This window comes from Streptomyces olivochromogenes (genome assembly GCF_001514115.1).
Taxonomy (GTDB): domain Bacteria; phylum Actinomycetota; class Actinomycetes; order Streptomycetales; family Streptomycetaceae; genus Streptomyces; species Streptomyces olivochromogenes.
This window is the reverse complement of record NZ_KQ948469.1, coordinates 168,346-192,924: the sequence shown is the minus strand read 5'-3', so window position 1 is coordinate 192,924 and position 24,579 is coordinate 168,346. Positions and strand designations below refer to the sequence as shown.

The following is a 24,579-nucleotide window of genomic DNA, read 5'->3' as shown; positions in this document are numbered from 1 at the left end:
GCCCCATGGCGGATGACGAACCCACGCGCGCCGCGCGTCTGCTGGATGCCCAGGCGAAGGCCGAGCGGTTGTTCGCGAAGATCGAGGAGCGCGGGCTGATCGCGCCGGGGGAGGGCGAGCGGGCGGTCAGCGACCGCATCCGGGACCTGGCGAACGAACTGTTCGGCACGACCCGCCACTGGCACAAACGGATCGTGCGCTCGGGCCCGAACACGCTGAAGCCCTACCGGGAGAACCCGCCGGACCGGCTGATCGGCGCGGACGACATCGTGTTCGCCGACTTCGGGCCCATCTTCGAGGAGTACGAGGCCGACTTCGGGCGCACTTTCGTCCTCGGCGACGACCCGGTCAAGCAGCGGCTGCGCGACGACCTGCCCGAGGTCTTCGCGGCCGGGCGAAGCTTCTTCGAGAGCGACCCGGACATCACAGGCAAGCGGCTGTACGCCGAGGTCGAGCGGCTTGCCACCGACGCGGGCTGGGAACTGGGCGGCTGGCACGCCGGACACCTCGTCGGCGAGTTCCCGCACGAGACGATCGACGGCGCGGACGTGGAGTCGTACATCGCGCCGGGCAACGACACCCCGCTGCGACGCGTCGACAAGGCCGGGCGCCGCTGCCACTGGATCCTCGAGATCCATCTCGTCGACCGGGGGCGCGAGTTCGGCGGCTTCTACGAGGAACTGCTCGACCTCGGCTGATCCGTCACGCTCGCTCGACGAAGGGCGACCGGGTCGAAGAGGCCCTCGCTCATCGACGGTCGTGGGCCGGTCGCGGCAGACCGCGCGGACGCTGTCCCGCACAGTCGGCGGCCGGCCTTCCGCCGGGCACCTGCGGCTACCGACCGAGCTCGGTGGCGCCTGCTGCCCACCTGGCGTCCAGGGCCCGGTCACGCCGTGAGGCCACCGCACGGGCTGTTGCGCCCGCGTGAGGCGGTCGCGTCAACGGCGGGGCGGCCACTGGCAAAGGCAGGGGCAAGAATCGCCCCCGTGGCCCGCCACTCGCGGCGCAATGACCGTCTGGCAACGCAACGTTCACTCAGGGGCCGCTGGGGCGCGCCAAGGTGCGGTCGTTGTCAGCTCAACTGCTCGCCAGAGAGGGCACCATGGCCACACAGACAGGGACATCGGACGAGTCGACGAGGTCTTCCGAGGGGGTCAGCCGGCGCCACGCGCTGGGCCTTCTCGGTACGGCGGGGGCCGGCGCGGCCGTCACCCCGTTGCTGGGAGCAGGTACGGCGCAGGCCGCTCCGCTCGCCGCCCCGGCCCTTCACCTCACCGCGGACTCGGCCGGTGCGCCCCCGGTCCAAGGGCTGCACCTGACCTTCGGGGCGGACCCGCGCACCCAGATGACGGTGTCGTGGATCACCGACAGACCGGTGACCAGACCCGTTGTGCACTACGGCACGCTGGAGCACGGCTTTGGCTCCAGCGCCAACGCCCGGACCCTCACCTACGTGGACGGCACCTCCAGCCGTACCGTCTACGTCCACCACGCCTCGCTGAACCGGCTCACCCCGGGCACCGACTACGTCTACCTCGCCACCCACGAGGGCACGACGCCCGACAGCGGTACGTTCCGCACCGCTCCGCGTGGACGGAAGCCGTTCACCTTCACCAGCTTCGGAGACCAGTCCGCTCCGCAGGTGACCTGGGCGGCCAACGGCACGGTGGCGCTCGACGCGAACTCCACCCCCGCGACGAAGGACATCGTCACCGGCATCGAGCAGGTCGCCCCGCTCTTCCATCTGCTCAACGGCGACCTGTGCTACGCGAACCTGGACGTCGACCGGGTGCGTACCTGGAACAACTTCTTCACCAACAACACCCGTTCCGCGCGCTTCCGCCCCTGGATGCCCGCGGCAGGCAACCACGAGATCGAGAAGGCGAACGGCCCGCTCGGGCTCGGCGCCTACCAGACCTACTTCACCCTTCCGTCCACCGAGACCGACGCCGAACTCGCGGGCCTGTGGTACGCGTTCACGGTCGGCTCCGTCCGGGTGATCGTGCTGCAGAACGACGACAACTGCCTCCAGGACGGTGGCGACGTCTACATCAGCGGCTACTCCGGCGGACGCCAACTCGCCTTCCTGGAGAAGGAGCTGAAGGCGGCGCGCTCCTGCGACGACGTCGACTGGGTGGTCGTCGCCATGCACCAGGTCATGATCAGCTCTTCGGACGCCAACGGCGCCGACCTGGGTCTGCGCCAGAAGTACGGCCCCCTGTTCGACAGGTACGGTGTGGACTTGGTCCTGTGCGGCCATGAGCACAACTACGAGCGCTCCCTCGCCGTCCGCGGCGTCGTCACCGGCAGCGAGACGCTGACCCCGCGTCCGGTCTCCCAGGCAACCGACTCCATCGACACCGGTCTTGGCACCGTGCACATGATCCTCGGCGGCGGAGGCGTCTCGGGCACGACCAACGAGAAGTTCTTCACGGACGGCACCGCCAAGGTGATCACCGCTGTGTCGGCGACCCCCGGCTCCAACGGCAAGCGCACCTCCACCTACACCAAGGAGGAGGCGGTCTGGACCGGAGTCCGGGACATCGAGCACCCCTACGGCTTCGCCGCCTTCACCGTCGACCCCGGACGGCACGCCGGTGACACCACCCGCATGCACGTGACCTACTACAACGTGAACAAGCCCAACGGCGAACTGTCGGTGTTCGAGACCTTCACGCTCCACCGTCGGCGCTCCGACGGCCACACGAGGTGACCCCGCCGATCCAGCTGCCCCCTGGCCCCCGCTGACGCAGGGGTGAACCGCACTCCGTTACCGAACGCGCTTGACGCTCATCGAGCAGTCCATGAGCCGAGAGTACGGCGCGTGAAAGGCGCCTGACGGGTAAATGCCCAGGTCGGGCGCCTTTCTTCGCGCGCCTGGAAGCAGCCCGACTCCTGGCGCGCACGGAGGACGCCAAACACCGGAAATGATCGATCTGTTCACGGGGTCTGAGTGGCTGTGGGTCGACACCGGGCAGCGTGCGCATCCACTGGACCGTGTGCCGGCAGTGGCTCGACCGCGCACCGGTAGTCCCTTCCTGGCGCTCGTGACCGGGGAACCGTTTCACCGGGCGCCGTGTCCTCCTTCGCGGAAGGTGGTTCCACGCCGCGGAACCACCTGTGAAGGGGGAAGGCCATGGGGCAGGTACGCGAGGGGGCACGCTTAGGGGCTTGGGCCGTCGCCGGGGTCATCGGCCTGGCGGTGTTGTACGTGATCGGGGTGTTCGCCTTCGGCGGTGCGGCGTGGATCACCGCCCCGTTCCGCGGTGAGGCGGACGAGCGCGACAACACCGTCGGCTCGGGCGAGTTCCGGCAGACCACGTACGAGGAGTTCTTCGATCTGTGCGAGGCCGTGCAGAACGCCGAAGGGACGATCCAGGTCCTCCAGGAGGAGCGGAAGTCCGCTTCGGAGACTCGCGCGACGCAGATCGACCAGTCGATCACCGCGCTGAAGGCCACGCGGATCGAGTCGGTCAACGACTACAACTCGAAGGCCGCCCAGGAGCACCGCGCGCCCTTCCGGGACAAGGATCTGCCGTACCGGCTCGATGCCACCGCCGAGCGCACGACGTGCACCAACTGATCCCCATCTCATCCCGGGAAGAGGGCAGCACCGCATGAAGAAGTTCGTACGCATGGCCCTGGCCGCCGTCATCGCGCTCGTCGTGGGCCTGACCGTGACGTCCTGCACCGAGGACTCCAGCCAGGACAAGGAGAACCAGCGCAAGCAGGACACCTACGACCACCTCGTGGCCCAGCAGCCGGCGGGCCGCATGGAGTACTCGCCGACCCGCGAGGCGATCAACCAGTGGATCAAGACGTGGGGGAAGCGGGGCAAACTCTCGTACGTCTACATACAGAACGCCAACGGCGAGTACGGGTACTTCATCATGAAGGGCCTGCCCGTGCCGCGCTGCAAGATGCTCACTCCGACGGAGAGAGTGGAGTCCTACTCCAACGGCGTCGCGGTCCTCGCGCAGCCCGGCATGGACGGCACGTACACGACGGGTTCCACCTGCAACGCCTACTACGGATTCGACGCCACGACGGGCGCGTACATGGAGTTCACGGTCGGGACGAACCAGTCGTTCTTCCTGTTCGACAAGCCCATGACGATGCCGGAGTACGCCAGCGCCAAGCAGTTGGGACCGACCTCGGTGAAGGACGTCGAGAAGCAACGTTGAGCGGTCGGGGGCCGGTTGGAGGAGTTCCGGCCCCCGCCCTTGCCGACCTGGGCCGCCGCATCGACGGCGACCAGGACGGCGCCGCGGAAGACGTCGGCCTCACCCGGGTCCCGCTCGACCACGAACGATGACCCGAGCACCATGAAGCATGGTCAAATGGTTCATGACGGCCGACCGCCGAACTGCCAGTTGTGGACCTCGATGTCGGCGTACCGGTCCGGGATCAGGACAGCGCGTGCCGTGTCCGGGTCCGGCGCCCGGACCAGTGCCGCCGTACCCAGCCAGGTGGCGCCGTCGTCGGACAGCAGCGGCCCGTATGCGATCAGCTCGTCCCGGTCGGGCGGCACGGGGGCATCGGCGGGCTCCCCCGAGCCGAGGCCGAGCACCAGGTACCGGTTGCCACCGGTCCGGCCACCGGGGAAGTCCCACATGGTGCGCCCCAGCATGTTGCGCCACCGGCGCAGCAGCACGTCCCGGTACACGCCGGCCTGATAGCCGGGCTCGTCGAAGGCGAACGCGCGGGCGGCGGCGGGATCTGGCAGGTCGACGATGTGCACGCTGCCGGTGGGCATGTCGCCGTCGCCGGCGAGGGTCGGGCCGCGGGCGATCATCTCCTTCGCGTACAGGTCCATATAGGACCAATGCTCTTCCAACAACTCGCTGCGCAACGCCACGGAGCCGGACCGATCGCGGTGATAGCAGAAGAATTCCATGCCCGCAGTCATTACCACCAAGCACGGAGATGGCGCGACGGACTTATGGCCCACCGGGCAGGCAGGCGAATCAGAAGGGGACTACTGGTGGTGCTGGGACGGCCTCGTCGTCCGCGACGCGGGTGTGCCGTCGATGGTCGAGGAACAAGCTGAGGACTGGTCCTGGCGGGCAGGTTCGTTGCTGCTGGAGCGGCTACGAGACGTCTACCCCGGGCGCCGGTCAGCGGGTGTGGCGGCGGACCGCGTCGAGTAGCTGGTCGATGTCGTCGGCGCTGTGGGAGAAGGCGGTGACGAACCGGACGATCCCCGGTTCCCAACGGTCGTGGTAGAACACGTAGCCCTCGGCGAGGAGTCCCTCGGTGACCTGCTGGGGCAGGCGGCAGAAGAGGATGTTGGCCTGTGGGGTGGCCAGAAGGCCGGTGCCGGGGATGGACTTGAGGCCGTCGCCGAGGCGGGTGGCCATCGCGTTGGCCTGGCGGGCGTTGTGCAGCCACAGGCCGTCGGTGAGGTACGCGTCGATCTGGGCCGTATGGAAGCGCATCTTGGAGGCGAGCTGGCCGGCACGCTTGACGCGGAAGGCGAGTTCGGCGGCGAGTGCGGGGTCGAAGGAGACGATGGCGTCGGCGGTCATCGCGCCGTTCTTGGTGGCGCCGAAGGACAGGACGTCGACGCCGGCCTTCCAGGTCATCTCGGCCGGGGTGGCGCCGAGATGGTCCAGGGCGTTGGCGAAGCGCGCGCCGTCCATGTGGACGCGCAGTCCCGCGTCCTTGGCGATGGCGGACAGTCCCCGGATCTCCTCCAGGGTGTAGACGCTGCCGCTCTCGGTGGCCTGACTGACGCTCACCACGGACGGCTGCACGCTGTGCACGTCACCGGCCCGGCGGCGCACCGCCACCCGCAGCGCCTCGGGGTCGATCTTGCTGTCGGGGCCTGGCACACCGACGAGCTTGGCGCCGTTGGTGAAGAACTCCGGAGCGCCGCATTCGTCGGTGTTGATGTGGCTGTCGGGGTGGGAGAGCACGCTGCCCCACGGCGGGGTGAGGGCGGCCAGGCTCAGGCCGTTGGCGGCGGACCCGGTGGAGACCGGGAAGACATCGACGTCCCGCTCGAAGATCTCGCTGAGCCTGCGGCGAGCGCTGTCGGTGAAGGGGTCGTTGCCGTACGGCAGGACCTGCCCGGCGGCCGCGTCGGCGACGGCCTGGGCTATCTGCGGGGATGCCCCGGCCATGTTGTCGCTGATGAAGGCACGGCTGGAGGGGGTGATGGCGATGGTGGTGCTCATGAGGCGTCTTCCTTGGTCTCAGGTGCTGATGGGGGAGGCGAAGACGACGGTGATGTCCACTTCCTCCGCGCCGGTGCGGTAGAAGTGCGGGGCGTCCCCTGCGAAGGCGAGCATGTCGCCGGGGCCCAGATCCTGCGGGGCGTCGACAGGGCCGGCGGTGACGTGCCCGGTGGCGATGAGCAGGTGCTCGATCGTGCCGGTGGCGTGCGGGACGCCGGGCAGCTCCGTCTCGGGCGGAATGCGCAGTCGCCAGATCTCCAGGCTGTTGCCGCTGCTGATGCGGCGCAGCAGTTCCCGGGAGACCTCGCCGGGCTCGACGTCCGTACCCGGCCGGAAGACCGGGCCGGTGTCGGCGTCACGCGCCAGCAGGTCGGCGATCGGAATGCGCAGGGCGATCGCGATCGCATCCAGGGTGTCGATCGTCGGATTGCCGTTGCCGGCCTCCAGCTGCGACAAGGTGGCCTTGCTCAACCCGGCGCGGCGGGCCATCTCCGCGGCGCTCATGCCGCGCTGCTGGCGGCGCAGGCGGATCTTCGCGCCGACCGCGGCTGCGGTACTGCTCACCGGCTGGCGGCCGGACGGAGGGGGCGTCATCAGCGGCTCCTGTGGGTTGCGGTGCAGGAGACGCGGACGCGGGCCCGAAGAGCCCCGATCAAATGAACCATGCGTTCACTATACCGAACTCTCGGGGCTAGTGAACATATCGTTCGGTTTAGTGAACGGCCCTGGTCGAGGAGAGGCGCGCCACCGGTGGCTCACACGCAAGACCCGTGCCGGCCGGCCGCTGTGCTGCGGTCGGCCGGCACGGGTGCCCCTCGCGGTTCGGTGCTCCGTCGGCCGGGAGCCGGGGAGGTCAGCCCGCCGTGATGCGCAGCCTGATCGTGCGCGCCTCCGGACGCAGGGCGAACTCGGGCCACACATCCGGGCCGCACGAGCGCGAACCGAGCCCGTGCTGCGCCGCGTCGATGGTCAGACGGCTCGTCGTCGAGGCGGGGAGCTCATACGGGTGTCCGGCCCGTGCGAGCTCCTGGGGCGTGTGGCGGCTGAGCGTGAAGCCGGGCCGCCGTCCGTGCGTGTCGGGCAGCGCCTCGAGCCGGAACACCTCCGTGCCCGTGCTCGTGAGGGTCAGCCGGCGCAGGCCTGACCGGTGTCCGGTCTCCTGGGGACGTGCGTAGTCGACCGAGAGGTCGTCGATGCCGGAGGAGAAACGGCCGGTGCGGGCCGCCCGCAGACTGTCGGGGTACGACTCCGACGGGCCGAGCCCGAACCACTCGGCGCCATCGACGGGTGCCCCGCCGTCGGGCAGGTCGAAGCGGATGCCGATCCGCGGCCACACCGTGCTCCAGCCGCGCGAGGGCTCGATCTCCACCCGGAGTTCGAGTTCGCCGGCTTCGAGCGACCAGACGGACTCCACCATCACGAACAGGGCGGAGTTCGCCGCGGAGACCTTGTCGAGCGTGCGCAGCGCGTCCGTCCTGTCGTGGGGTCGCTCCACCGACACACGACGTGCGGTCAGGCGGTCGAGACCGTCACGACGCCACAGCTCGGCGTTGGACACCCCCGGGACACTCGCGTCGCTCTCCTCCACACCGTCCGACGGGCTCTCGTCGTTGTCGGTCGGGGCACGGAACAACTCCAGCCGTGGTCCTGTCACGGCGCGGCCGGCCAGGTTCACGAGGCAGCCGTCCACGAACTCGGCGGCCCCGAGCGTCAGCGTTCCGGCGTCCGGTCGCCAGCCCGTGCGGTGCCGGACGGCGGGCACGGGAATGTGCGGCGAACGGTCCGACTGGACGGTGGCCACCACATGGCCCTGGGGGGCCCAGGGGGCGGCGGTCGCCAGTACCGCGTCGATCGTCAGCCATGTCTCGCCCTCGGGCGCCACCGGGACCGGCGGGAGGGACACCCACCCCGACTCGCCCGCAGCGACCACCGGGACCTCCAGGTCCCCGGCGTCCACAGGCGTTCCGTCGTGCTCCACGCGCCAGCGAAAACGCAGGTCGGACGTGTCGGCCGAGTGCCGCAGGTTCGTCACCGCGACCTTGTCGCCGTCGAAGACGAAACGGACCGGCTGTACGACCGCCTTGTACTCGTACAGGCTGGGCGTCGGGACGTCGTCGCTCAGCAGCATGCCGTCCATCACGAAGTTGCCGTCGTGCACGACCTCCCCGAAGTCGCCCCCGTAGGCGTGGTACGCGCTGCCGTCCGGCGCTGTGGTCAGGATGCCGTGGTCGCGCCATTCCCAGACGAATCCGCCGTGCAGCCGCGGATGTTCGTGGACCAGCGCCTCGTACTGATCGAGCGCCCCCGGCCCGTTGCCCATGGCGTGGGCGTACTCGCACAGCAGGAACGGCTTGGCGCGCTGCCGGGCGCTCTGCGCGGGGGTGCAGTTCAGCAGCGGCGTGTCCGTGCCGGCGGTGCCGATGCGCTCGGTCTCCGCCGCCGACGCGTACATACGCGAGTACACGTCGGTGTACTCACCGGTGTAGTCACCCTCGTAGTGCACGGGGCGTTCGGCGTCCCGGGCGTGCACCCAGGCCGACATGGCGGCGAGGTTGCTCCCGGTACCCGACTCGTTGCCGAGCGACCAGATCACGATGCTCGGGTGGTTCTTGTCCCGTTCCACCGTCCGCCGGATGCGGTCGAGGTACGCCTCCCGCCACGCCGGGTCGTCGCTCGGGTTGCCCACCCAGCCGAGCTTCTCGAAGCCGTGGGTCTCCAGGTCGCATTCGAGCACGACCCAGAAGCCGAGTTCGTCGGCGAGGTCGAGCAGACGCGGATGCGGCGGGTAGTGGCTGGTGCGGATCGCGTTCACGTTGAACCGCTTCATCCGGGCCAGGTCCTCGCGGGCGTGCTCCTCGTCGAAGACCCGGCCGCGCACGGGGTGCGCCTCGTGGCGGTTGACCCCGTGAAACACGACACGACGACCGTTGACCAGGAACCGGTCACCGCGGATCTCGACCGTACGGAAGCCCACGCGCAGCGCGATGCTCTCCGCCGCCGTCGACACGGTGGCGTCGTAGAGGCGGGGCCGTTCGGCGGACCAGGGCTCCACCTCGCCGGCGTCGACAGGCGTCACGTCGGCCGCGGTCTCCCAGACCTGCTCGACGCCGAGTTCGGGGATGCGCAGGGTGACAGGGAACGCGGACCCCTCGGCGGTGATCTCCGCCTCGACACGCCCGCGGCCGTCGTGGAACCCGGTCCGCAGCCAGACGTCCTCGATGCCGCCGGCCGGCCGGGCGGTCAGCGTGACGTCGCGGAAGATGCCGGGCAGCCACCACTGGTCCTGGTCCTCGACGTAACTGGCAGCCGACCACTGATGCACCCGTACGGCGATGACGTTGTCGCCCGGACGCACCGCCGGCGTGATGTCGAACTCGTGGGCGAGCCGGCTGCCGGCGGCGCTGCCGATGTCGACACCGTTGACCCAGACCCGGAAGAGCGACTCGACACCGTCGAACCGCAGCACGATCCGCTCGGCGTCGGACCAGTCGGCGGGTACGGCGAAGTGACGCCGGTAGTCGCCGGTGGGGTTCTCGTCCGGGACGTGGGGCGGGTCGATCGGGAACGGGAACTGGATGTTGGTGTAGATCGGCCTACCGTGGGCTCCGTCGCCCTCCAGCACCCAGTGGGACGGCACCGGGATGCTCTCCCAGCCGTGGTCGTCGAATTCTTCGGCCGCGAAGTCCTGTGCCACCGACGCCGTGGGCGACAGCCGGAAACGCCAGGCTCCGTTCAGCGAGAGGGAGGGAGCGTCGGAGTGCAGCCACGAGCGCGCCGGGCGTAGCGCACCGCGCCCGGGTGTGGGGTCCGAAACGTAGGCGGAAAGCTCGGAGGGCAAGAGGTCACAACTTTCTTGGTGGCAGCCGGGGAATTTTTGGATGGGGCTAGCGGAGGACCACGGTGCGGATCTCCCAGGGGCCGAGGGCGAGTTCGAGGCCGTCGCCGGACGGTTCCGCTTCCGCGGGGAGCGGTCTGCCGAGCAGGTCGACCGTCGTCGCCTCGGTGAACGAGCCCGTCACCCGGACGACCGAGCCGGTGTCGCTCATCGCGGTCAGCCGCACCTCGGTTCCGGACCCGCGCTCGTCGTCGGTGACGCGGCGGACGCTGGAGACGAGGACGTCCCTGCCGTCGACCCGGAGTCCGGTCGCGTCGTCCGGCAGGTCGCCTCCGCCGGGCGCGGTGCCGCGGGTGACGAGCACGTTGTTCCGGAACTCCTCGGCGAGGGCGACCGCGTCGGCCCCCTGCCAGCCGGTCGAGGAGGGCAGTACGGCGAAGCGGTTCGTGATCCGCATGCCGAGGTCCTGCGCACCCGGTGCGGGGATCTCGCTTGCCGCGGGCTCGTCGCGCAGGGGGTGGATGTTGACGCTGATCGAGCCGATCGCGCGCAGCAGGGTGATGGCCAGTTCGGCGCCGCCGTCGACGAGTTCGTACTCGCTGGAGTGGTCGAGCAGCACGGTCGCCGGTCCGGCAGACACGAAGGAGCTCGCCGGGAAGGTCGGCAGCGGGTACTCGCCCCATCCGCCCTCGGCGGTGAGCCCGCGCTCGGTCACGGCGAACTGCCCGGCGGACGCGGAGACGGCCACCGGCCCGGGCAGCGGCACGTGGAAACGCAGCCGGTGGTCGGCGGACTGGTTCAGGAACGACGTGGAGACCCGGACGAACGGCTCGCCCGCGCGCACCTCCACGAGCGTCTCCACCGGAGTCGCCAGGGTCCGCTCGGCGCGCAGATCGCGGTCGTCGCAGAGCGCGGCGGGCCACGCGTAGACGCGGGTGATCCGCAGCCTGGAGCGCAGCGGACCCTCTTCGAGGACGTCGACGGTCGTCTCCACCGGCTCCGACACGAGTACGTCCCGCGCCGGGGGCGCGTAGTTGTAGCTGTCGCCGCGGTCACCGCCGTCGACGAGGCGGCCGACGCCGCTCAGCACGGTGCCGTCGGCGCCGGTCACGGTCAGGGTGCCGTCGGCGGCGACCTCGACGTCGACCAGGCCGTTGGACACTCCGCGAGGCGTCGCCGTGGCATCCGCGAGGGTGGCCGACGGGGCGGCCGGCCGCTCGCTCGGCGCGACCCGGAAGCTCGCCAGCCCGCAGGCGGGCACGTGCACGGGCACCAGCGCGGTCGCCCGCGCCTCCTCCAGCGTCAGCACCCGCCACTCGCCCGGGTGCGCGGCGGCTGCCTCGGCGACCTCGCGGCGCAGCATCAGCAGGTCGAACGGTCCGCTGGTGGGCACTTCGGCGAGGTGGAAGACGAGGGAGTTCGGGGTGAGTTCGTAGTGGTCGATCAGCCGGCCGAACAGCTCGCGGCGGTGGATGCGGCGCAGGACGCGTTCGAGCTGGGAGGCGTCCATGCGCTCGTCGCTCAGCACGGTCGGGGCCTGCGAGATCAGTTGCACGGAGTGCGTGGAGCCGTCGGCGGCGGTCGCGACAAGACCGGCTCCCGCCGGCGGCGCCACGACGTCCACCTCGACCAGCGCCGTACGGGCGAACGGCAGCGGGTTGGCGACGAGATGAGCGTCGCTCGGCACCCGGGCGGCGGGCTCGGCGAGCGCGGCGTCCCGCACGGCACGTGCGGTCTGCGCGGCCTCGGCCAGGCGGGCGTCGACCTGGTCGCAGGTCTCGTCGGTGCCCGAGCCGACGACCGAGTCGTGCGCCGTCGACTCGATGATCTTGTGCCAGGCGAGTGAGAGGAACGGTGCGTCGTCCCGCCGGGACCACAGAGCGTTCACCCGCTCGGCGTGGTCGACAGTGCGCTCGGCGACGGCCATCCGCTGCTTGAGTCCGAGCCGGACGGACAGCACGCCGGGCAGGATGTTGCCGCGGACATGGCTGCGCAGCTCGCCGGTGACGACGGCGGACACCTCGTCCCGCACGTGCTCGCGGATGTACTCGTCGAGGGTCGCGATCGTGATGGCGCGCTCCTCGCCGGAAGCGCGCCGCAGCCAGTCCGCCAGTCGCGGGTCGGGCGCGTTGTGGTCGGTTCCGGCCATCGCCAGTACCGGGTCACCGCCCCATCGCTCGGCCGTCATCCGCGCGTAGTCGCCGAGCGCGCGGCCGATCCGGTCGGGCACCAGCAGGACGTCGAGACCGTTGTCGTAGCCGTCGAAGAGGAACTCGGTGCGCACCTGGGAGCCGTCCGGCGCGCGCCAGCGGAAGGCGTGGCCGTCGACGGAGCCGGGCACGCCGCGCCACAGCGCCGCGTGCTCGATCCCGGCGCGGGCGAGGATCTGCGGCATCTGCGCGATGTGGCCGAACATGTCCGGCAGATACCCGACGGGCATCGCACCGCCCAGTCGCTCCGCCGCGTCCCAGCCCATCCGGAGGTTGCGCACGATCGTCTCGCCCGAGCAGAGGAACTCGTCGAGCAGGATCAGCCACGGTCCGATGGCGAGCCGGCCCTCGCGCACCAGCGCCACGAGGCGGTCGCGGTTCTCCGGCCGCATCTCCAGGTAGTCCTCGACCGCGGCCATCTGCCCGTCGACGGTGAACCGGAAGTCCGGGTTCGCCTCGGCCGTCTCCAGCACGGTGTCCAGGGCGGTGACGAGCCGGTGCCGGAACACCTGGAACGGCTCGTACCACTCCCGGTCCCAGTGGAAATGGGGGACGAAGACGGCGGAGTTCTGCATGGCGAGGGGGACCTTCTGTGCGGACGTGCGGGGGAGAGCGGTCACTTGAGGGAACCGGCGGCGAGCCCGGTGCGCCAGAACCGCTGGAGGAGGATGAACACGATGATCACGGGCACGATCGACACCAGCGAGCCGGTGATCACGGACTCCTGGAGCAGCGGGGCCCGGGCGGTCTGGCCGTTCCACTCGTACAGGCCGAGTGTGATCGGGAACAGTGACTCCTTCTGGAGCATCACCATCGGCAGGAAGAAGTTGTTCCAGATGGCCACGAACTGGAACAGGAAGATGGTCACCAGGGCCGGCGTCATCAGCCTGGACGACACCGAGAAGAACGTGCGGAACTCGCCCGCGCCGTCCAGCCGCGCCGACTCGATCAGTTCCTGCGGGACGGCGGCGTTGGCGAAGATGCGCGCCAGGTAGACACCGAACGGGCTGACGATGCTGGGCAGGAACACCGCGAGGTAGGTGTTGACGATCCCGGTCGCCGAGAAGAGCAGGAACAGCGGCAGGGCCAGCGCGGTGGTCGGGACGAGGACACCGCCGAGTACGACGGAGAAGAGGAACTCCCGGCCGCGGAAGCGGAACTTGGCCAGCGCGTAGCCGCACAGAGCCGAGATCAGGGTGCCCACGGCCGCGCCCAGCACCGCGTAGATGACGGTGTTGAGGGCCCACCGCCCGAAGATGCCGTCGCTGCGGGTGAACAGGATGCGCAGGTTCTCGAACAGGTTGAAGTGCGAGAACGCCAGCCCGTTGGTGGTGGCGAGCTCCCCCTGCGGCTTCGTCGCCGCGACGATCAGGAAGTAGACCGGCAACAGGAAGTAGATGGCCAGGAGGAACATCAGGGCCATGACGGCCGCACGGCTGCCCCGGCTCTCGCGGATCGTGGATGGGTTGCTCACAGTCCCGCCTTCTTCGAGGTGAGTCGCATGAACCCGAAGCTCAGGACGAAGGTGATGACGGCGATGACCACCGAAATGGCCGCGGCCTGCTGGTAGTTGTTCCCGGAGGCCACCGCGTACGCCAGCATGTTCGGGGTGAACGTGCTGGAGATGTTCGAGGAGATCTGGCGCAGCACGGCCGGCTCGGCGTAGAGCTGGAGTGTGCCGATGATCGAGAACACCGTCGTCAGGACGATCGACGGGGCGATGATCGGGACCTTGATCCGCCACGCGATCGTCCAGTTGGTCGCGCCGTCGATCTTGGCGGCCTCGTACAACTCCTGCGGGATCGACTGGAGCGCCGAGTACATGATCAGCATGTTGTAGCCGGTCCAGAGCCAGGTGGAGACGTTCGCCGCCGACCACAGCACGGCGCCCGGACCGAGGAAGTCGGGGTGCAGGCCGATGCGCTGGAAGAGGTCCACAACGGGGCTGAGTTGCGGCGAGTACAGGTACGACCACATGATCGCGGCGATGACGCCGGGCACGGCGTACGGCATGAACGCGGTGATGCGGAAGAACGCCTTGAGCTTCAGCAGAGGCGTGTCGAGCAGCAGCGCCATGACCAGCGCGACGAACAGCATGACGGGCACCTGCACGATGCCGAACAGCCCGATGCGGCCGATGCTGTTCCAGAACTCGCTGTTCTGGAACACCTGCGTGTACTGGTCGAATCCGCCGAAAGTCGTGTACGAGGTCCCGTACTGGCCTCCGGTGCGGCGCACGACGCGGAAGCTCTGCCAGAGCGCGTAGCCGACGGGCACCAGGTAGAACAGCACGAACGGCAGGAAGAACGGGGTGAGGAACGCGATGACGGTGCCCGCCCGGGGGCCGCCGCCGCCTGGACGGCGGCGGCCACCTGACGTCACCGCACGGGGTGCGATGTCGGTCATGACGAGGTCACTTGCCCGCCGTGGCCGGGATCGCCTGGGCCTTCATCGACTTCAGGGCGGCGGCCTGGGCGGCCGAGAGCGCGTCGGTCAGCGTGCCGTCACCGGCCGCGGCCTTGGCCATCGCGTCCTGGAGGGCCAGGTTCACCGTCTTCTGCGTGGGACCCCAGGCGAAGTTGGTGTCGATCTTCCTGGACGAGTCGGCGAAGACGTCGAAGACCTTCTCGTTGTTGTAGTACGGCACACCCTTCGACAGCGCGGGCAGCTTGAGCCCCGCGTCGGCCGCCGGGTAGAGGCCGCCGAGCTGGTTCTCCAGTGCCAGCGCCTCCGGGTCGGAGTTCAGCCAGGTGTTGAACTTGACCGACTCGTAGAGGTGCGTGCTGCCCTTCATGAACGCGACGGTCGAGCCGCCCCAGTCACCGGAGGAGCCGTTCGCGCCCCACGTCGGCATCGGTACGATCGACCACTTGCCGGACTGCTTGGGCAGGTTATCGCGGAACATGCTGTAGCCCCAGGCGGCACCGACGTAGCTGGCGATCTGGTCCTTCTGGTACGCGGCGTACATCTGCGTCGAACCGTTGGCGAGGTCGGTGCGCACGAGCTTGCCGGCGATCAGCTTCTGCCAGTAGTCGGCGACCTGCTTGCTCTGGTCCGACGCGACGGTGACGTGCCACTTGTCGCCGGAGTAGCTGTACATCTGGGCGCTGTTCTGCCAGAGGAGCCCGTTGAACCACTCGGCGTTGTTCGGGTCGAAGAACGTGATGTCGAGGCTGGGGTCCGCCTTGTGCAGCTTCTGCGCGGCCGCCGCGTACTCGTCCCAGGTCGTGGGGATCGCGATGTCGTACTTCTTGAAGATGTCACTGCGCACGTACAGGGCCATCGGACCGGTGTCCTGCGGGAGGGCGAAGACACCCGTGCCGCCGAAGCTGGTCTGCGACCAGGTCCACGGCACGAACTTCGACTTGGCCGCGGTGGCCGCCGAGCACGCCGAGGCGTCCACGAAGGCGTTCTGGGTGCGCAGGGCGGGGAGCTCGTCGTAGCCCACCTGAGCGAGGTCCGGCGCCTTCCCCGCCTTGAGTGCGTTGCCGAGGGTGCCGTACTGGTCGTTGGAGATGTTCTTCGTCTGGACCTGGATGTCCGGGTTCTTCTTGTTCCACAGGTCCACGACCTTGTCCATGCCTGGAACGGTGTTCCAGTACTGGAGGGTGACCTTCCCCTTGGCGGGGGTGCAGGAGGCCGCGGACGCCTTGTCCGACGGAGCGGACGACGAGCAACCGGCGAGGGCGACGAGAGTGGCTGCCGCGGCGACTGCGGCGAGACGGGTGCGCGTGACTGTCTTGCTCATGTTTTCCGTTCCAGAGAACGACTAGCGGCGGCGCTAGGCGGGTCGACGTTGACAGCTCAGGCGGGGATGCCTTCTGGTTGGGATAAGGTCCGTGAGCGTTCACGTGAACGTTCACGGGAGCGCTCACGGGGGCGTGCTATGAAGTGATTCGGAGTTTGCGCCGCGGCACGGCCGAGTGTCAAGACTCTCGAGTCGTCCACGGGTCCGGCAGGTTAAGGAGAGCTCACATGACGCCGCTGACCACCGGTGATGGCCTGGCGCCACTGGCGAAGGCCTCGCCATGGCCATGATCGTCGAGCGCCCGCGCACAAGGTCGCACCATGGCTTCGGCCCGGTGCATACTCAGTGTCCCTACGGCGCGCCTGCGTCGACACAGGTACGGAGGTAGTGATGGCGTCGTCGGGGACCGGACCCCGCAGAGTGACGATCAACGATGTGGCCCGGACCGCAGGAGTGTCCCGGCAGACGGTGTCACGGGCGCTCAACGACAAGGGCGAGATCGACGTCACCACCAAGCAGCGCGTCCTCGACGCGGCGCTCGCGCTGGGGTACCGCCCCAGCAGGTTCGCCAGAGGGCTCGTGCGACAGGACACCATCAGCGTCGGGCTGGTGATCCCCGACCTGCTCAACCCGTTCTTCACCGAGGTCGCCGCGGCCGCTCTGGACGCGGCACGGTCCCGTGGCTGGCACGTCGTCGTGTACGACACGGGTGACCGCATCGAGGAGGAGCGCGGCACACTCCAGGTGATCGTCTCCCAGGTGGACGCCGTGGTCGGCTATCTCAGTCAGCCCGAGGACGAGATCGACAAACTGGCACGCGGGCTGCCCGTGGTGCTCATCGACCGGGAGCACCGTACCGAACGGTTCAGTTCCATCCGGATCGACGGCGAGAAGGGCGTCCGCGCGGCCATCGCGCACCTCGTCGAGTCCGGACACCGGCACATCGGCATGCTCGACCACGCGGGCCGGTCCGAGCCCAGCATCCGCCACGCCTGGTTCGCCGATGCGATGACCGCCTGCGGGCTCGACGCCGGCCCGGTGAGCCGCGCCGACCAGAGCGTGGAGGGTGGGGAGAGCGCGCTGAAGGATCTGCTCGCCGAACACCCGGACGTGACAGCCGTGTTCGCCTTCAACGACATCGTCGCCATAGGTGCGCTGCGCGGAGCGCGCCGGCTCGGACGCGAGGTTCCTCGCGACCTCGCGGTGATCGGCTTCGACGGCCTCCAACTGGGGGCGCTCGTCGAGCCACCGCTGTCCACCGTGGCCCTGGACACGCGGGCGCTCGGCGCTCTCGTCGTGGAACAGACGGCGCGGCTGCTGACCGGCGAGGATCCGCTCGGCCGTGACGAACTGGTGGTGGGGGCGGAGCTGAGGCTGCGCGAGTCCGCGTAGAGCCGTGTTCGGAGAGCCGTTCGCACGGTTTGCCTTGCGTCGGGATGCTCTCGCAGAGGGGCGGGGCGGTGTGGACGGCCGGCGGACAGTGCCGGGCCTGTCGGCGTCAGGTGCGAGGGTGGCCAGATCACCGCGCCGACAGCCGAGCGCGCCGGAACCATGCCGGTCGCACTCCTCGATGAATGGCTGTGACCAGCGCCCGGCTTCGAGCCCTTTGAGACCCCCATGCAGCGCGGCATGCCGGTCGCGCGGCATGTGCCTGACCTTGACTCGGGCGGCCCTTGTTGAGAACCGCAGGACGCGTCCGGCCTCGGCGAGCACCCCTTCCCGCAGGGCCTGGAAGACGTCCGCGTGGGGATGTCCGCGGCAGACCGGGCAGATCGCGCCGAAAAGCGGAACGCTCCTTCTTAAGTGCAGCTTAAATGCGCCTTAAGGGATCTTGGGCCGTTCGCATTTTGGCAAGTAACCGCAGTTCAGAGGGATTTGGCGATCTCGCCGACAGGTTGGCCCTTCAACGAGTCATGCGTACCATCTGGGCTCACCGGTGGCGTCCGGGGCAGGCAGGAGAACGCTCTCAAGAGTTCGCTCCGACGGCTCGCGCGGCGGGCGCGGACCGGGGCAAGAGTCAAAACTCCCCACAGACAAGGTGTGTTCAGTCATGGCTGCTCATCGCGCGCGTCGATGGTCACTCGGCGGGCTGGTGCTACTGCTCACCGCGGCCCTCGCCGTAGGCGTCCTCATCACCACGACGAGTCCCGCGGTAAACCGGGCCCAGGCGGCTCCGGCCGCGCAGACCTGGTCCGACGACTTCGACGGAGCCGCCGGCAGCGCGCCGAATTCGGCCAAGTGGTCCCTGGAAACCGGCGGTTCCGGCAACGGCAACCACGAACTGCAGTACTACTCCAAGAGCTCCGACAACGTTTCCCTCGACGGAAACGGCCATCTGGTGATCACCGCGCGCAAGAACAGCGACTCGGGACTCCAGTGCTGGAACGGAACCTGCCAGTACACCTCGGCCCGGCTCAACACCGCGCAGACCTTCACCCAGGCGTACGGCCGGTTCGAGGCCCGCATCAAGGTGCCGCGCGGGCAGGGCGTATGGCCTGCCTTCTGGATGCTGGGCGACGACCTGGGCAGCGCGGGCTGGCCGAACAGCGGCGAGATCGACGTCATGGAGAACGTCGGCAAGGAACCCGGTACCGTGCACGGGACCATCCACGGCCCCGGATACTCCGGCTCCGGCGGCATCGGCGCCGCATACACGCTGCCCAACGGCAAAGCCTTCGCGGACGACTTCCACGTCTTCGCGGTCGACTGGACCCCCACCTCCATCACCTGGTCCGTCGATGGCCAGAACTACCAGACCCGCACCCCGTCCGATGTGAACGGCAAGAAGTGGGTCTACGACCATCCGTTCTTCGTCATCCTGAACCTCGCGGTCGGCGGCGACTGGCCCGGCAGCCCCGACGCCGGCACGTCCTTCCCGCAGACCATGACCGTCGACTACGTGCACGTCACCTCCGCAAGCAGTGCGCAGTTCACCGGCGCGATCAAGGGCATCGGAGGCAAGTGCGTCGACGTCGCCGGAGCGTCGACCGCCGACGAGACGCCCATCCAACTCCACGACTGCAACGGGGCCGACGCCCAGAAGTGGACCGTGGGCGGCGACGGCACCGTGCGGGCCCTGGGCAAGTGCCTCGACGTCCGCGCCGCCTCCACCGACGACGGCGCCCTGGTCCAGCTCTACGGCTGCAACGGCACGAAGGCGCAGCAGTGGACCCTCACTTCCGGAGGCGATCTGACGAACACCGGTGCCGACAAGTGCCTCGACGCCAAGGACAACTCCTCGGCCGACGGTACCCGTCTGCAGATCTGGACCTGTGGCGGCACGGCCAACCAGAAATGGACCCTCGGCTGACCGCCGCATTCCATCTGCCCCTACGTCGAGGTATGGAGCACCTGCACCGGCGAGGACCTCACCGTCACCACGGACGCAGGCACGTTCACCGGCCGGGTGCGCGCCACACTGCTCAGCAACTCGGCCCGACCGAGCACCGCCGCGGGAGACTTCTACCGGGCCGACCTCACCGCCCACTACGCGAACGCCGTCCAACGTTTCCGTCAGCCGCGAGCCATGGCGATGGAGCCCGAGAGTCGTTCCCCCGCTTCGTAGATCATGTAGGGCACGCCTCCGTCGGTGCCGAACGAAGGGGCGGCAGCGCGTCCGTTCTCAGGCGCGCTGCTGCGGGAGTTGTAGAGGACTCCAAGGTGGTTACGCTTGCTGAAGTCGTTGCCCACCTCCGTGATCATCAGGTCGCCGCCACTCTCCTTGTCCTTGTTGTAGACGACGTAGGTGCTGTTGTCGCGGTACAGCAGGTGCGGCCCGCCGACGTTGACGGCACCGACGTCGGAGTGGCGGATCAGGGGCTGTTGGTCGTAGGTCCAGGTGCGCCCGTCGGCCGACCAACCCCAGTGGATGTCGCGGTGGTTGGTGGTGTTGTTCAGCATGAAGACCATGACGTAGTGGGCACCGTGGGAAGGCAGCTCGTGCGGGAAGACACGGGCGTACGACGTCTCGGTGGTGCCGCTCGGCAGCATCGAGGTGGACAGGACGACCTTGTCGTAGGTGAAGTTGATGCCGTCCTTCGAGCGGGCCAGGCGCGTGGTGGTGTTCTCGCCGTGGAAGTACAGCCACAGCTCCTTCGCGCTCGCGTGCCACATCACGTGCGGGGACGCGACATGGCTGACGGAGTAGTGGGGCTGCCAGTTGTTGGCGACGATCGGGTTGTTCGGATATTCCGTGAAGGGCCCTTCCAGGGAGTTGCCGTAGGCCAGGCAGATGCCGCCGGGCGCGTCGTGCGGCCCGTAGTACAGGTAGTAGCGGCCGAGTGGGGCGCTCAGCTTGTCGTAGACGCCCCTCACGCAGGGGAAGATGATCTCGCCGGTCGGGTTGTACTTCAGTTGGGACGGCGTCAGCAGGGTGCGGACGTAGGTGTAGTCGGGGAATCCGCCGGGTGCGGCGGACGCGGGCGGCGCGGAGAGGCCGCCGACGGTGACGGCAGCGCCGGTGGCGGCCGTGGCGCGCAGGAACAGGCGGCGGTCGAAACGCGGTTGGGGCATGGTCGGCTCCAAGGGGGTGGAAGTCAGAGGTAGGTGGCCGCGGTGACGCACAGCCCGCCGAGGGCCACGGCCCACACGTACGGGAGGGTGCGCACCATGACCTCCTGTGGGGAGACACCGGCGTACTGGGCGGCCCAGACCGTCTGGGTACTGGTGGGGTCGGCGACTCCGAAGACCTGGTTGTACGAGGTGGCCATGCCGAGGACGGCCGCGGCCGGGTAGATGCCCGTGGCGATGAGGACGCCGGCGATCCCGGCGCCGAGCCCGAAGACGTTCAGCGGCCCCCGGTAGAGGCACAGCGGGACGAGCAGCGTGAAGACCATGACGAACAGCACCGCGTTGTGCGGGCTGACCGCCTTCATCAGCGGTTCGAGCGCGTCGACGGTGCCGGGCAGCTTCACCGCGGCCAGCAGGATGCCGATGGCGATGAACAGGACGATCGGCGGGGCGGCCACCTCGAATCCGCCGTACAGGGTGCGCAGCAGCCGCTTGTTCATCTCGCGGGGGACGGTGGTGGTGACCAGGGCGTACAGCACACCCGCCAACAGCGAGGGAACGATGGCGAGTTCGAAGCCCAGGGCGAGGATCAGGGGAATGGCAGGGGTGAGCAGCGCGTACCAGGGAGCGTCGCTCAGTTTCTCCCGGCGACTCGCCGAACGCGGTTTGTCCTCCGCGGGCTTGAGGGACCAGGTGTGTTCCACACCTCGGCGGAGCGACTCGACGAGCACGTAGAGGACGGCGGCGACCAGGGCGAAGGGGAACAGCTTCACCATGAAGCCGCGCACGGTCGGTAGGGGCAGGTTCAGGGCCGTGGAGAAGAACTGCCACAGGGGCAGCTCGAAGGGAATGCCCACGGCGATGCCCATGAGGACGGTCCCGGCGGCGGTCACCTTCGGGATGCCGACCGCGATCATGGCCGGGATACCGATGAGCCCCGCGAGCATCGCGGCCGGCGCCGATCCGGTGACGGTACCGACCAACGCGGACACGGCCAGCACACCGAGGGCCACGACGACCGGGCGGTCGCCGCCGAACTCGACGATCTTGCGGACGAGCGTGGCCGCGACGCCCGTCTCCTCAAGGAGCGTGCCGAGCCAGGAACCGAGCACGATCGCGATCATCGTGGCGGCCAGGGTCGGCGCACCTTCCTGGAGGACCGTGTCCAGAACACTGTTCTTGCCGGTCAGGGGTGCGCCGGCGAGGAAGGCGATGACGACGGCGAGGACGACGAGCGCGAAGGCAGTGGGCAGTTTGCGGGCGAGCATGGCGGCGACACCGGCCGCCATCACGAGCAGGATGACAACACCCATGGTTCACCTCTGTCTTCCGGGTGTGTCCACCGCGGCGGTGAGCGCGGCGGTGAGCAGGAGGGGGCTGCGGCCGAGTCCGCAGACGGTACGGGCGTAGGCGTGGGCGGCGATCTCCTCGGCACCGGCCACATGGCCGAGGACCCGGAATCGGCCCAGCCGCAGGGCGGTGTGCCCGAGCGCCTCCTTGAGCGCGGTCCGCATTGCCTTGCGGTGGAGCAGTGCGTGTGCGGTCTCGTGGGCGAGGGCCGCGGCGCGCACGGACCCGACGGGATACCAGGAGCGCCAGCCGAGTTCGTCGATCAGCGTCTCGGCCCGGTCGATGGTGTCGGTGTAGAGCTCGACGGTGGCGGGACGCGAGGTGTAGCGGGCGAGCAGCAGCTGGTCGAGCCCGTCGCCGCGCTCCACGATCCGGGCGCGGCACGGCAGGCCGGGGTCGAGTGCGGCGCCGAACGTGTCGGCGGCCAGAGCCCATTGGCGCAGCTGGGCGGGGGCGCGCTCCTCGTGGGTGGGCGTCGTGGCCAGCAGCCGTACGGCGAGACTCAGATCGTCCGTCGCCGGATCTACGGCGGACACGGCAGCGGCGGCGAGCAGGGGATCACGCGCGAGGCGGGGCGCGGCGGGGCCGCTCATGACCGCACCTCCACGACGGCGACCACAGGTTCGTCGACGGCGCGGTCCCGCATCTCGCTGCGGGCCAGGGCGAGCAGTGGCTGCGGGTCGAGGACGCCGGAGAGGTCGGCGATGCGGGAACCCAGAAGGAGCCGCAGCGCGGGGGCGCGGACGCCGCCGTCGCCGTACGACGTCCCCTCGCGCACGAGGTGGGCGAGGAGCTCGGGGGCAGCACCCACGGTGGTTGCGGTCACACTCGCGTCGAAGGCGTGCAGGCGTACGACACCGTCGGCGTCGACGACGCGTATGGGGCGCCGGGGAGCCCGCAGCCAACGGCGTACCTCGATGCCGTAGACCGTGTGGGCGGATGTCTTGGCGAGGACCCGGACCTCGGCGGGATCGGTCTTGAGGCTGGCGGCGGCCGCGGTGAGGCGTTCGGCGTCGTCGGCGCTGTGCGAGCGGTCCTGGGTACGCAGTTCCGTGGCGCCGGTGGCGGTGGCGCGCACGGTACTGGTCTGCGGGTCGACGGTCACCTCGACCTCGACGCCGTCGGCCGCCGCGCCCTGGGCGACGACGGCCCGCTCGGCCTCGGCCCGTACGGCGAGGATCTGCTCCTGGGTGGCGCCGGGGATGATCCGCGCGATCTGCTCCCGCACCAGCGCGAGGGCCACACCGATGGGGCTGATGACCTCGCTGTGCCGGGCGATCCTGCCCGTCATGCCGGTGAGCGCCGCCAGGTGCGGGGTGACGGAGGCCGCCCCGCCGCCACCGCCGACGAGGACCGCCGTGTCGGGGTCGAGGCGGTAGTCGCGGACGAGCGCGTCCACGACCTCCCGCACGCGGGCGACGCCCGCGTCGAGGATGCGGGCGGCCGCGGTCGGCACGTCCACGCCCAGGACGGCGGCGAGAGGCGCGAGCGCGGCCTTCGCCACCTCCTGGTCGCAGCGCGCGAAGTCCCCCTCAGGGACCCGGCCGAGGGCGTTGGCGGCGCATGTCATGGTGATCGCGAACCGTCCGCCCGCCGCGTCCAGGACCACGTAGTCGTCCGGGTCGTCCGGCATCGGGCGCGTCGTGGCGAGGGTCGCGTCACGCAGGTCGTCCAGGTCGGCGAAGCAGGCGTAGGGCAGTCCCGCGATGTGGGCACTGCGTGGACCGACATCCGTGACGCGGCCCTGAGCGACGCGGACCATCGAGCCGCCGCCGACTCCGACCGTGCGCACGTCGAGCGCGTTGAGGTACGAGGTCTTACCGAGCATCGTGGCGTGGCGGACGGCGACCTTGCCGCGCCGTACGACGCTGATGTCGGTGGAGGTGCCGCCGGTTTCGAGGAAGACTCCCTCGCTGATCCGTTCCTGCATGAGGGCACCGGCGACTCCGGCCGCCGGGCCGGACAGGACGGTCAGCAGGGGGCGCCGTCGCATCTCGTCCAGTGCCATGACCCCGCCGTCGCAGCGCATGACCATGAGCGGTGCGATGACCCCGGCCTTGGTGATGGACGCGTCGACGAGGTCGGCGGTGGCGAGCATGCGCGGCAGGATGGCCGCGTTGACGACCGCGGTGCGGGTCCGCTTGTGCAGTCCGTACAGCGAGGTGATCTCGTGTGCCGCCGTCATCGGGAGGCCGGCGGACCGGGCGGCCTCGAGTACGGCCCGCTCGCCCTCGGGCCGGTCGACGGCGAACGGCTCGGTGGCGACGAGGACTTGGGCTCCCGCGGCCGTCAGCTCGTCGACCGCGGTGCGTACGGCCGCCGGGGCGTCAGGGTCTGCGACGTGGGCGTAGGCGAGCGGAAGCCGCTTGCCGGGAGCGAGTTCGAGCCTGCCGAGTGCGGCGAGGCGACGGGTGAGGACGGCACCGGGCCCGGTGCCGATGCCGATCAGGCCGACGGTGGCGACATCACCCTCCAGCAGTGCGTTGGTGGCCTGGGTCGTGCCGTGCGCCAGGAACGCGATGTCGCCGGGGGCCCGGTCGACCTGGCGCAGCAGCAGGTCCAGCGCCTTGACGATGCCGTGCGCGACTCCGTCCTCGTGATGGTGGCTGGTGGGGACCTTGACCTGTCCCAGCAGTCGCAGGGTCGTGGCGTCCACGGCCACGGCGTCGGTAAAGGTTCCGCCCACGTCGATGCCGACGCGGATGCGGTAGGCAGTCATGTCTGGAGCACCTCCTTGTGCTGTGTCGG

At 69.6% G+C, this 24,579-nt stretch carries 20 protein-coding genes; 8 read left to right on the top strand and 12 right to left on the bottom strand.

Annotation, left to right across the window (positions count from 1 at the left end; genetic code table 11):
- Positions 1-5: 5 nt before the first annotated feature.
- From AQJ27_RS38720 to AQJ27_RS60270, 5 genes are all read left to right on the top strand, one after another.
- Entirely contained in the window at positions 6-698 is a 693-nt protein-coding gene (locus AQJ27_RS38720) for a M24 family metallopeptidase (RefSeq protein ID WP_067379583.1), read from the top strand.
- A gap of 404 nt (positions 699-1,102) precedes the next feature.
- Complete coding sequence (locus AQJ27_RS38715; RefSeq protein WP_067379580.1) at positions 1,103-2,713, top strand: purple acid phosphatase family protein; 1,611 nt, start codon at positions 1,103-1,105, stop codon at positions 2,711-2,713.
- A gap of 423 nt (positions 2,714-3,136) precedes the next feature.
- Positions 3,137-3,583 (top strand): hypothetical protein, encoded by a 447-nt coding sequence (locus AQJ27_RS38710; RefSeq protein ID WP_067379576.1) that lies wholly within the window; start codon positions 3,137-3,139, stop codon positions 3,581-3,583.
- 34 nt (positions 3,584-3,617) lie between these two features.
- On the top strand, positions 3,618-4,184 hold the full coding sequence (locus AQJ27_RS38705; RefSeq protein WP_067379573.1) for a hypothetical protein: 567 nt from the start codon (positions 3,618-3,620) through the stop codon (positions 4,182-4,184).
- Entirely contained in the window at positions 4,181-4,315 is a 135-nt protein-coding gene (locus tag AQJ27_RS60270; protein ID WP_268814600.1) for a hypothetical protein, read from the top strand. Before AQJ27_RS38705 ends, AQJ27_RS60270 begins: the two co-directional genes overlap by 4 nt.
- 30 nt (positions 4,316-4,345) lie before the next feature.
- Here AQJ27_RS60270 and AQJ27_RS38700 read toward each other — a convergent pair whose 3' ends face one another.
- Positions 4,346-4,897 carry a YciI family protein gene (locus tag AQJ27_RS38700; protein WP_067379570.1) on the bottom strand — a complete coding sequence of 184 codons (552 nt, stop codon included), beginning with the start codon at positions 4,895-4,897 and terminating at the stop codon, positions 4,346-4,348.
- Here AQJ27_RS38700 and AQJ27_RS53070 point away from each other — a divergent pair.
- Positions 4,896-5,150 (top strand): hypothetical protein, encoded by a 255-nt coding sequence (locus tag AQJ27_RS53070; RefSeq protein ID WP_079065559.1) that lies wholly within the window; start codon positions 4,896-4,898, stop codon positions 5,148-5,150. The genes AQJ27_RS38700 and AQJ27_RS53070 overlap by 2 nt on opposite strands.
- Here the strand turns inward: AQJ27_RS53070 and AQJ27_RS38695 are convergent.
- The 7 genes from AQJ27_RS38695 to AQJ27_RS38665 form a co-directional block, all read right to left on the bottom strand.
- A complete protein-coding gene (locus AQJ27_RS38695; protein ID WP_067379567.1) occupies positions 5,118-6,179 on the bottom strand; it encodes a threonine aldolase family protein in 1,062 nt (353 codons plus the stop codon). The two genes, AQJ27_RS53070 and AQJ27_RS38695, sit on opposite strands and share 33 nt — an antisense overlap.
- Before the next feature lie 18 nt (positions 6,180-6,197).
- Complete coding sequence (locus AQJ27_RS38690) at positions 6,198-6,773, bottom strand: helix-turn-helix domain-containing protein (protein ID WP_067379564.1); 576 nt, start codon at positions 6,771-6,773, stop codon at positions 6,198-6,200.
- Between the two features lie 259 nt (positions 6,774-7,032).
- A complete protein-coding gene (locus tag AQJ27_RS38685) occupies positions 7,033-10,017 on the bottom strand; it encodes a glycoside hydrolase family 2 TIM barrel-domain containing protein (RefSeq protein ID WP_067379561.1) in 2,985 nt (994 codons plus the stop codon).
- Between the two features lie 46 nt (positions 10,018-10,063).
- Positions 10,064-12,799, bottom strand: a complete 2,736-nt coding sequence (locus tag AQJ27_RS38680; RefSeq protein WP_067379677.1) for a glycoside hydrolase family 38 N-terminal domain-containing protein — start codon at positions 12,797-12,799, stop codon at positions 10,064-10,066.
- Positions 12,800-12,840: 41 nt separating this feature from the next.
- Positions 12,841-13,647: a carbohydrate ABC transporter permease gene (locus AQJ27_RS38675; RefSeq protein WP_235613751.1), complete on the bottom strand. Its 807-nt coding sequence runs from the start codon at positions 13,645-13,647 to the stop codon at positions 12,841-12,843.
- A gap of 47 nt (positions 13,648-13,694) precedes the next feature.
- On the bottom strand, positions 13,695-14,630 hold the full coding sequence (locus tag AQJ27_RS38670; RefSeq protein WP_067379555.1) for a carbohydrate ABC transporter permease: 936 nt from the start codon (positions 14,628-14,630) through the stop codon (positions 13,695-13,697).
- 7 nt (positions 14,631-14,637) lie between these two features.
- The gene (locus AQJ27_RS38665) at positions 14,638-15,972 is read right to left on the bottom strand and encodes an ABC transporter substrate-binding protein (protein ID WP_067379552.1); all 1,335 of its coding nucleotides are present in this window, start codon (positions 15,970-15,972) and stop codon (positions 14,638-14,640) included.
- A gap of 390 nt (positions 15,973-16,362) precedes the next feature.
- On the opposite strand from AQJ27_RS38665, the gene AQJ27_RS38660 reads away from it, so the two are divergent.
- Positions 16,363-17,364 (top strand): LacI family DNA-binding transcriptional regulator, encoded by a 1,002-nt coding sequence (locus tag AQJ27_RS38660; RefSeq protein ID WP_067379549.1) that lies wholly within the window; start codon positions 16,363-16,365, stop codon positions 17,362-17,364.
- Between the two features lie 658 nt (positions 17,365-18,022).
- A complete protein-coding gene (locus tag AQJ27_RS38655) occupies positions 18,023-19,282 on the top strand; it encodes a glycoside hydrolase family 16 protein (protein ID WP_067379547.1) in 1,260 nt (419 codons plus the stop codon).
- A 203-nt stretch (positions 19,283-19,485) separates the two neighbouring features.
- Here AQJ27_RS38655 and AQJ27_RS38650 read toward each other — a convergent pair whose 3' ends face one another.
- Genes AQJ27_RS38650 through AQJ27_RS38635 form a run of 4 tightly spaced genes read right to left on the bottom strand, consistent with a single transcriptional unit; the run spans position 19,486 to position 24,550 of the window.
- Complete coding sequence (locus tag AQJ27_RS38650) at positions 19,486-20,484, bottom strand: glycoside hydrolase family protein (RefSeq protein WP_067379544.1); 999 nt, start codon at positions 20,482-20,484, stop codon at positions 19,486-19,488.
- Between the two features lie 23 nt (positions 20,485-20,507).
- On the bottom strand, positions 20,508-21,794 hold the full coding sequence (locus tag AQJ27_RS38645; protein WP_067379540.1) for a TRAP transporter large permease subunit: 1,287 nt from the start codon (positions 21,792-21,794) through the stop codon (positions 20,508-20,510).
- Positions 21,795-21,797: 3 nt separating this feature from the next.
- Positions 21,798-22,424, bottom strand: coding sequence for a hypothetical protein (locus AQJ27_RS38640; protein ID WP_067379537.1), 627 nt, complete (start codon positions 22,422-22,424; stop codon positions 21,798-21,800).
- Positions 22,421-24,550 (bottom strand): hydantoinase/oxoprolinase family protein, encoded by a 2,130-nt coding sequence (locus tag AQJ27_RS38635; protein WP_067379534.1) that lies wholly within the window; start codon positions 24,548-24,550, stop codon positions 22,421-22,423. Before AQJ27_RS38635 ends, AQJ27_RS38640 begins: the two co-directional genes overlap by 4 nt.
- Between the last annotated feature and the right edge of the window lie 29 nt (positions 24,551-24,579).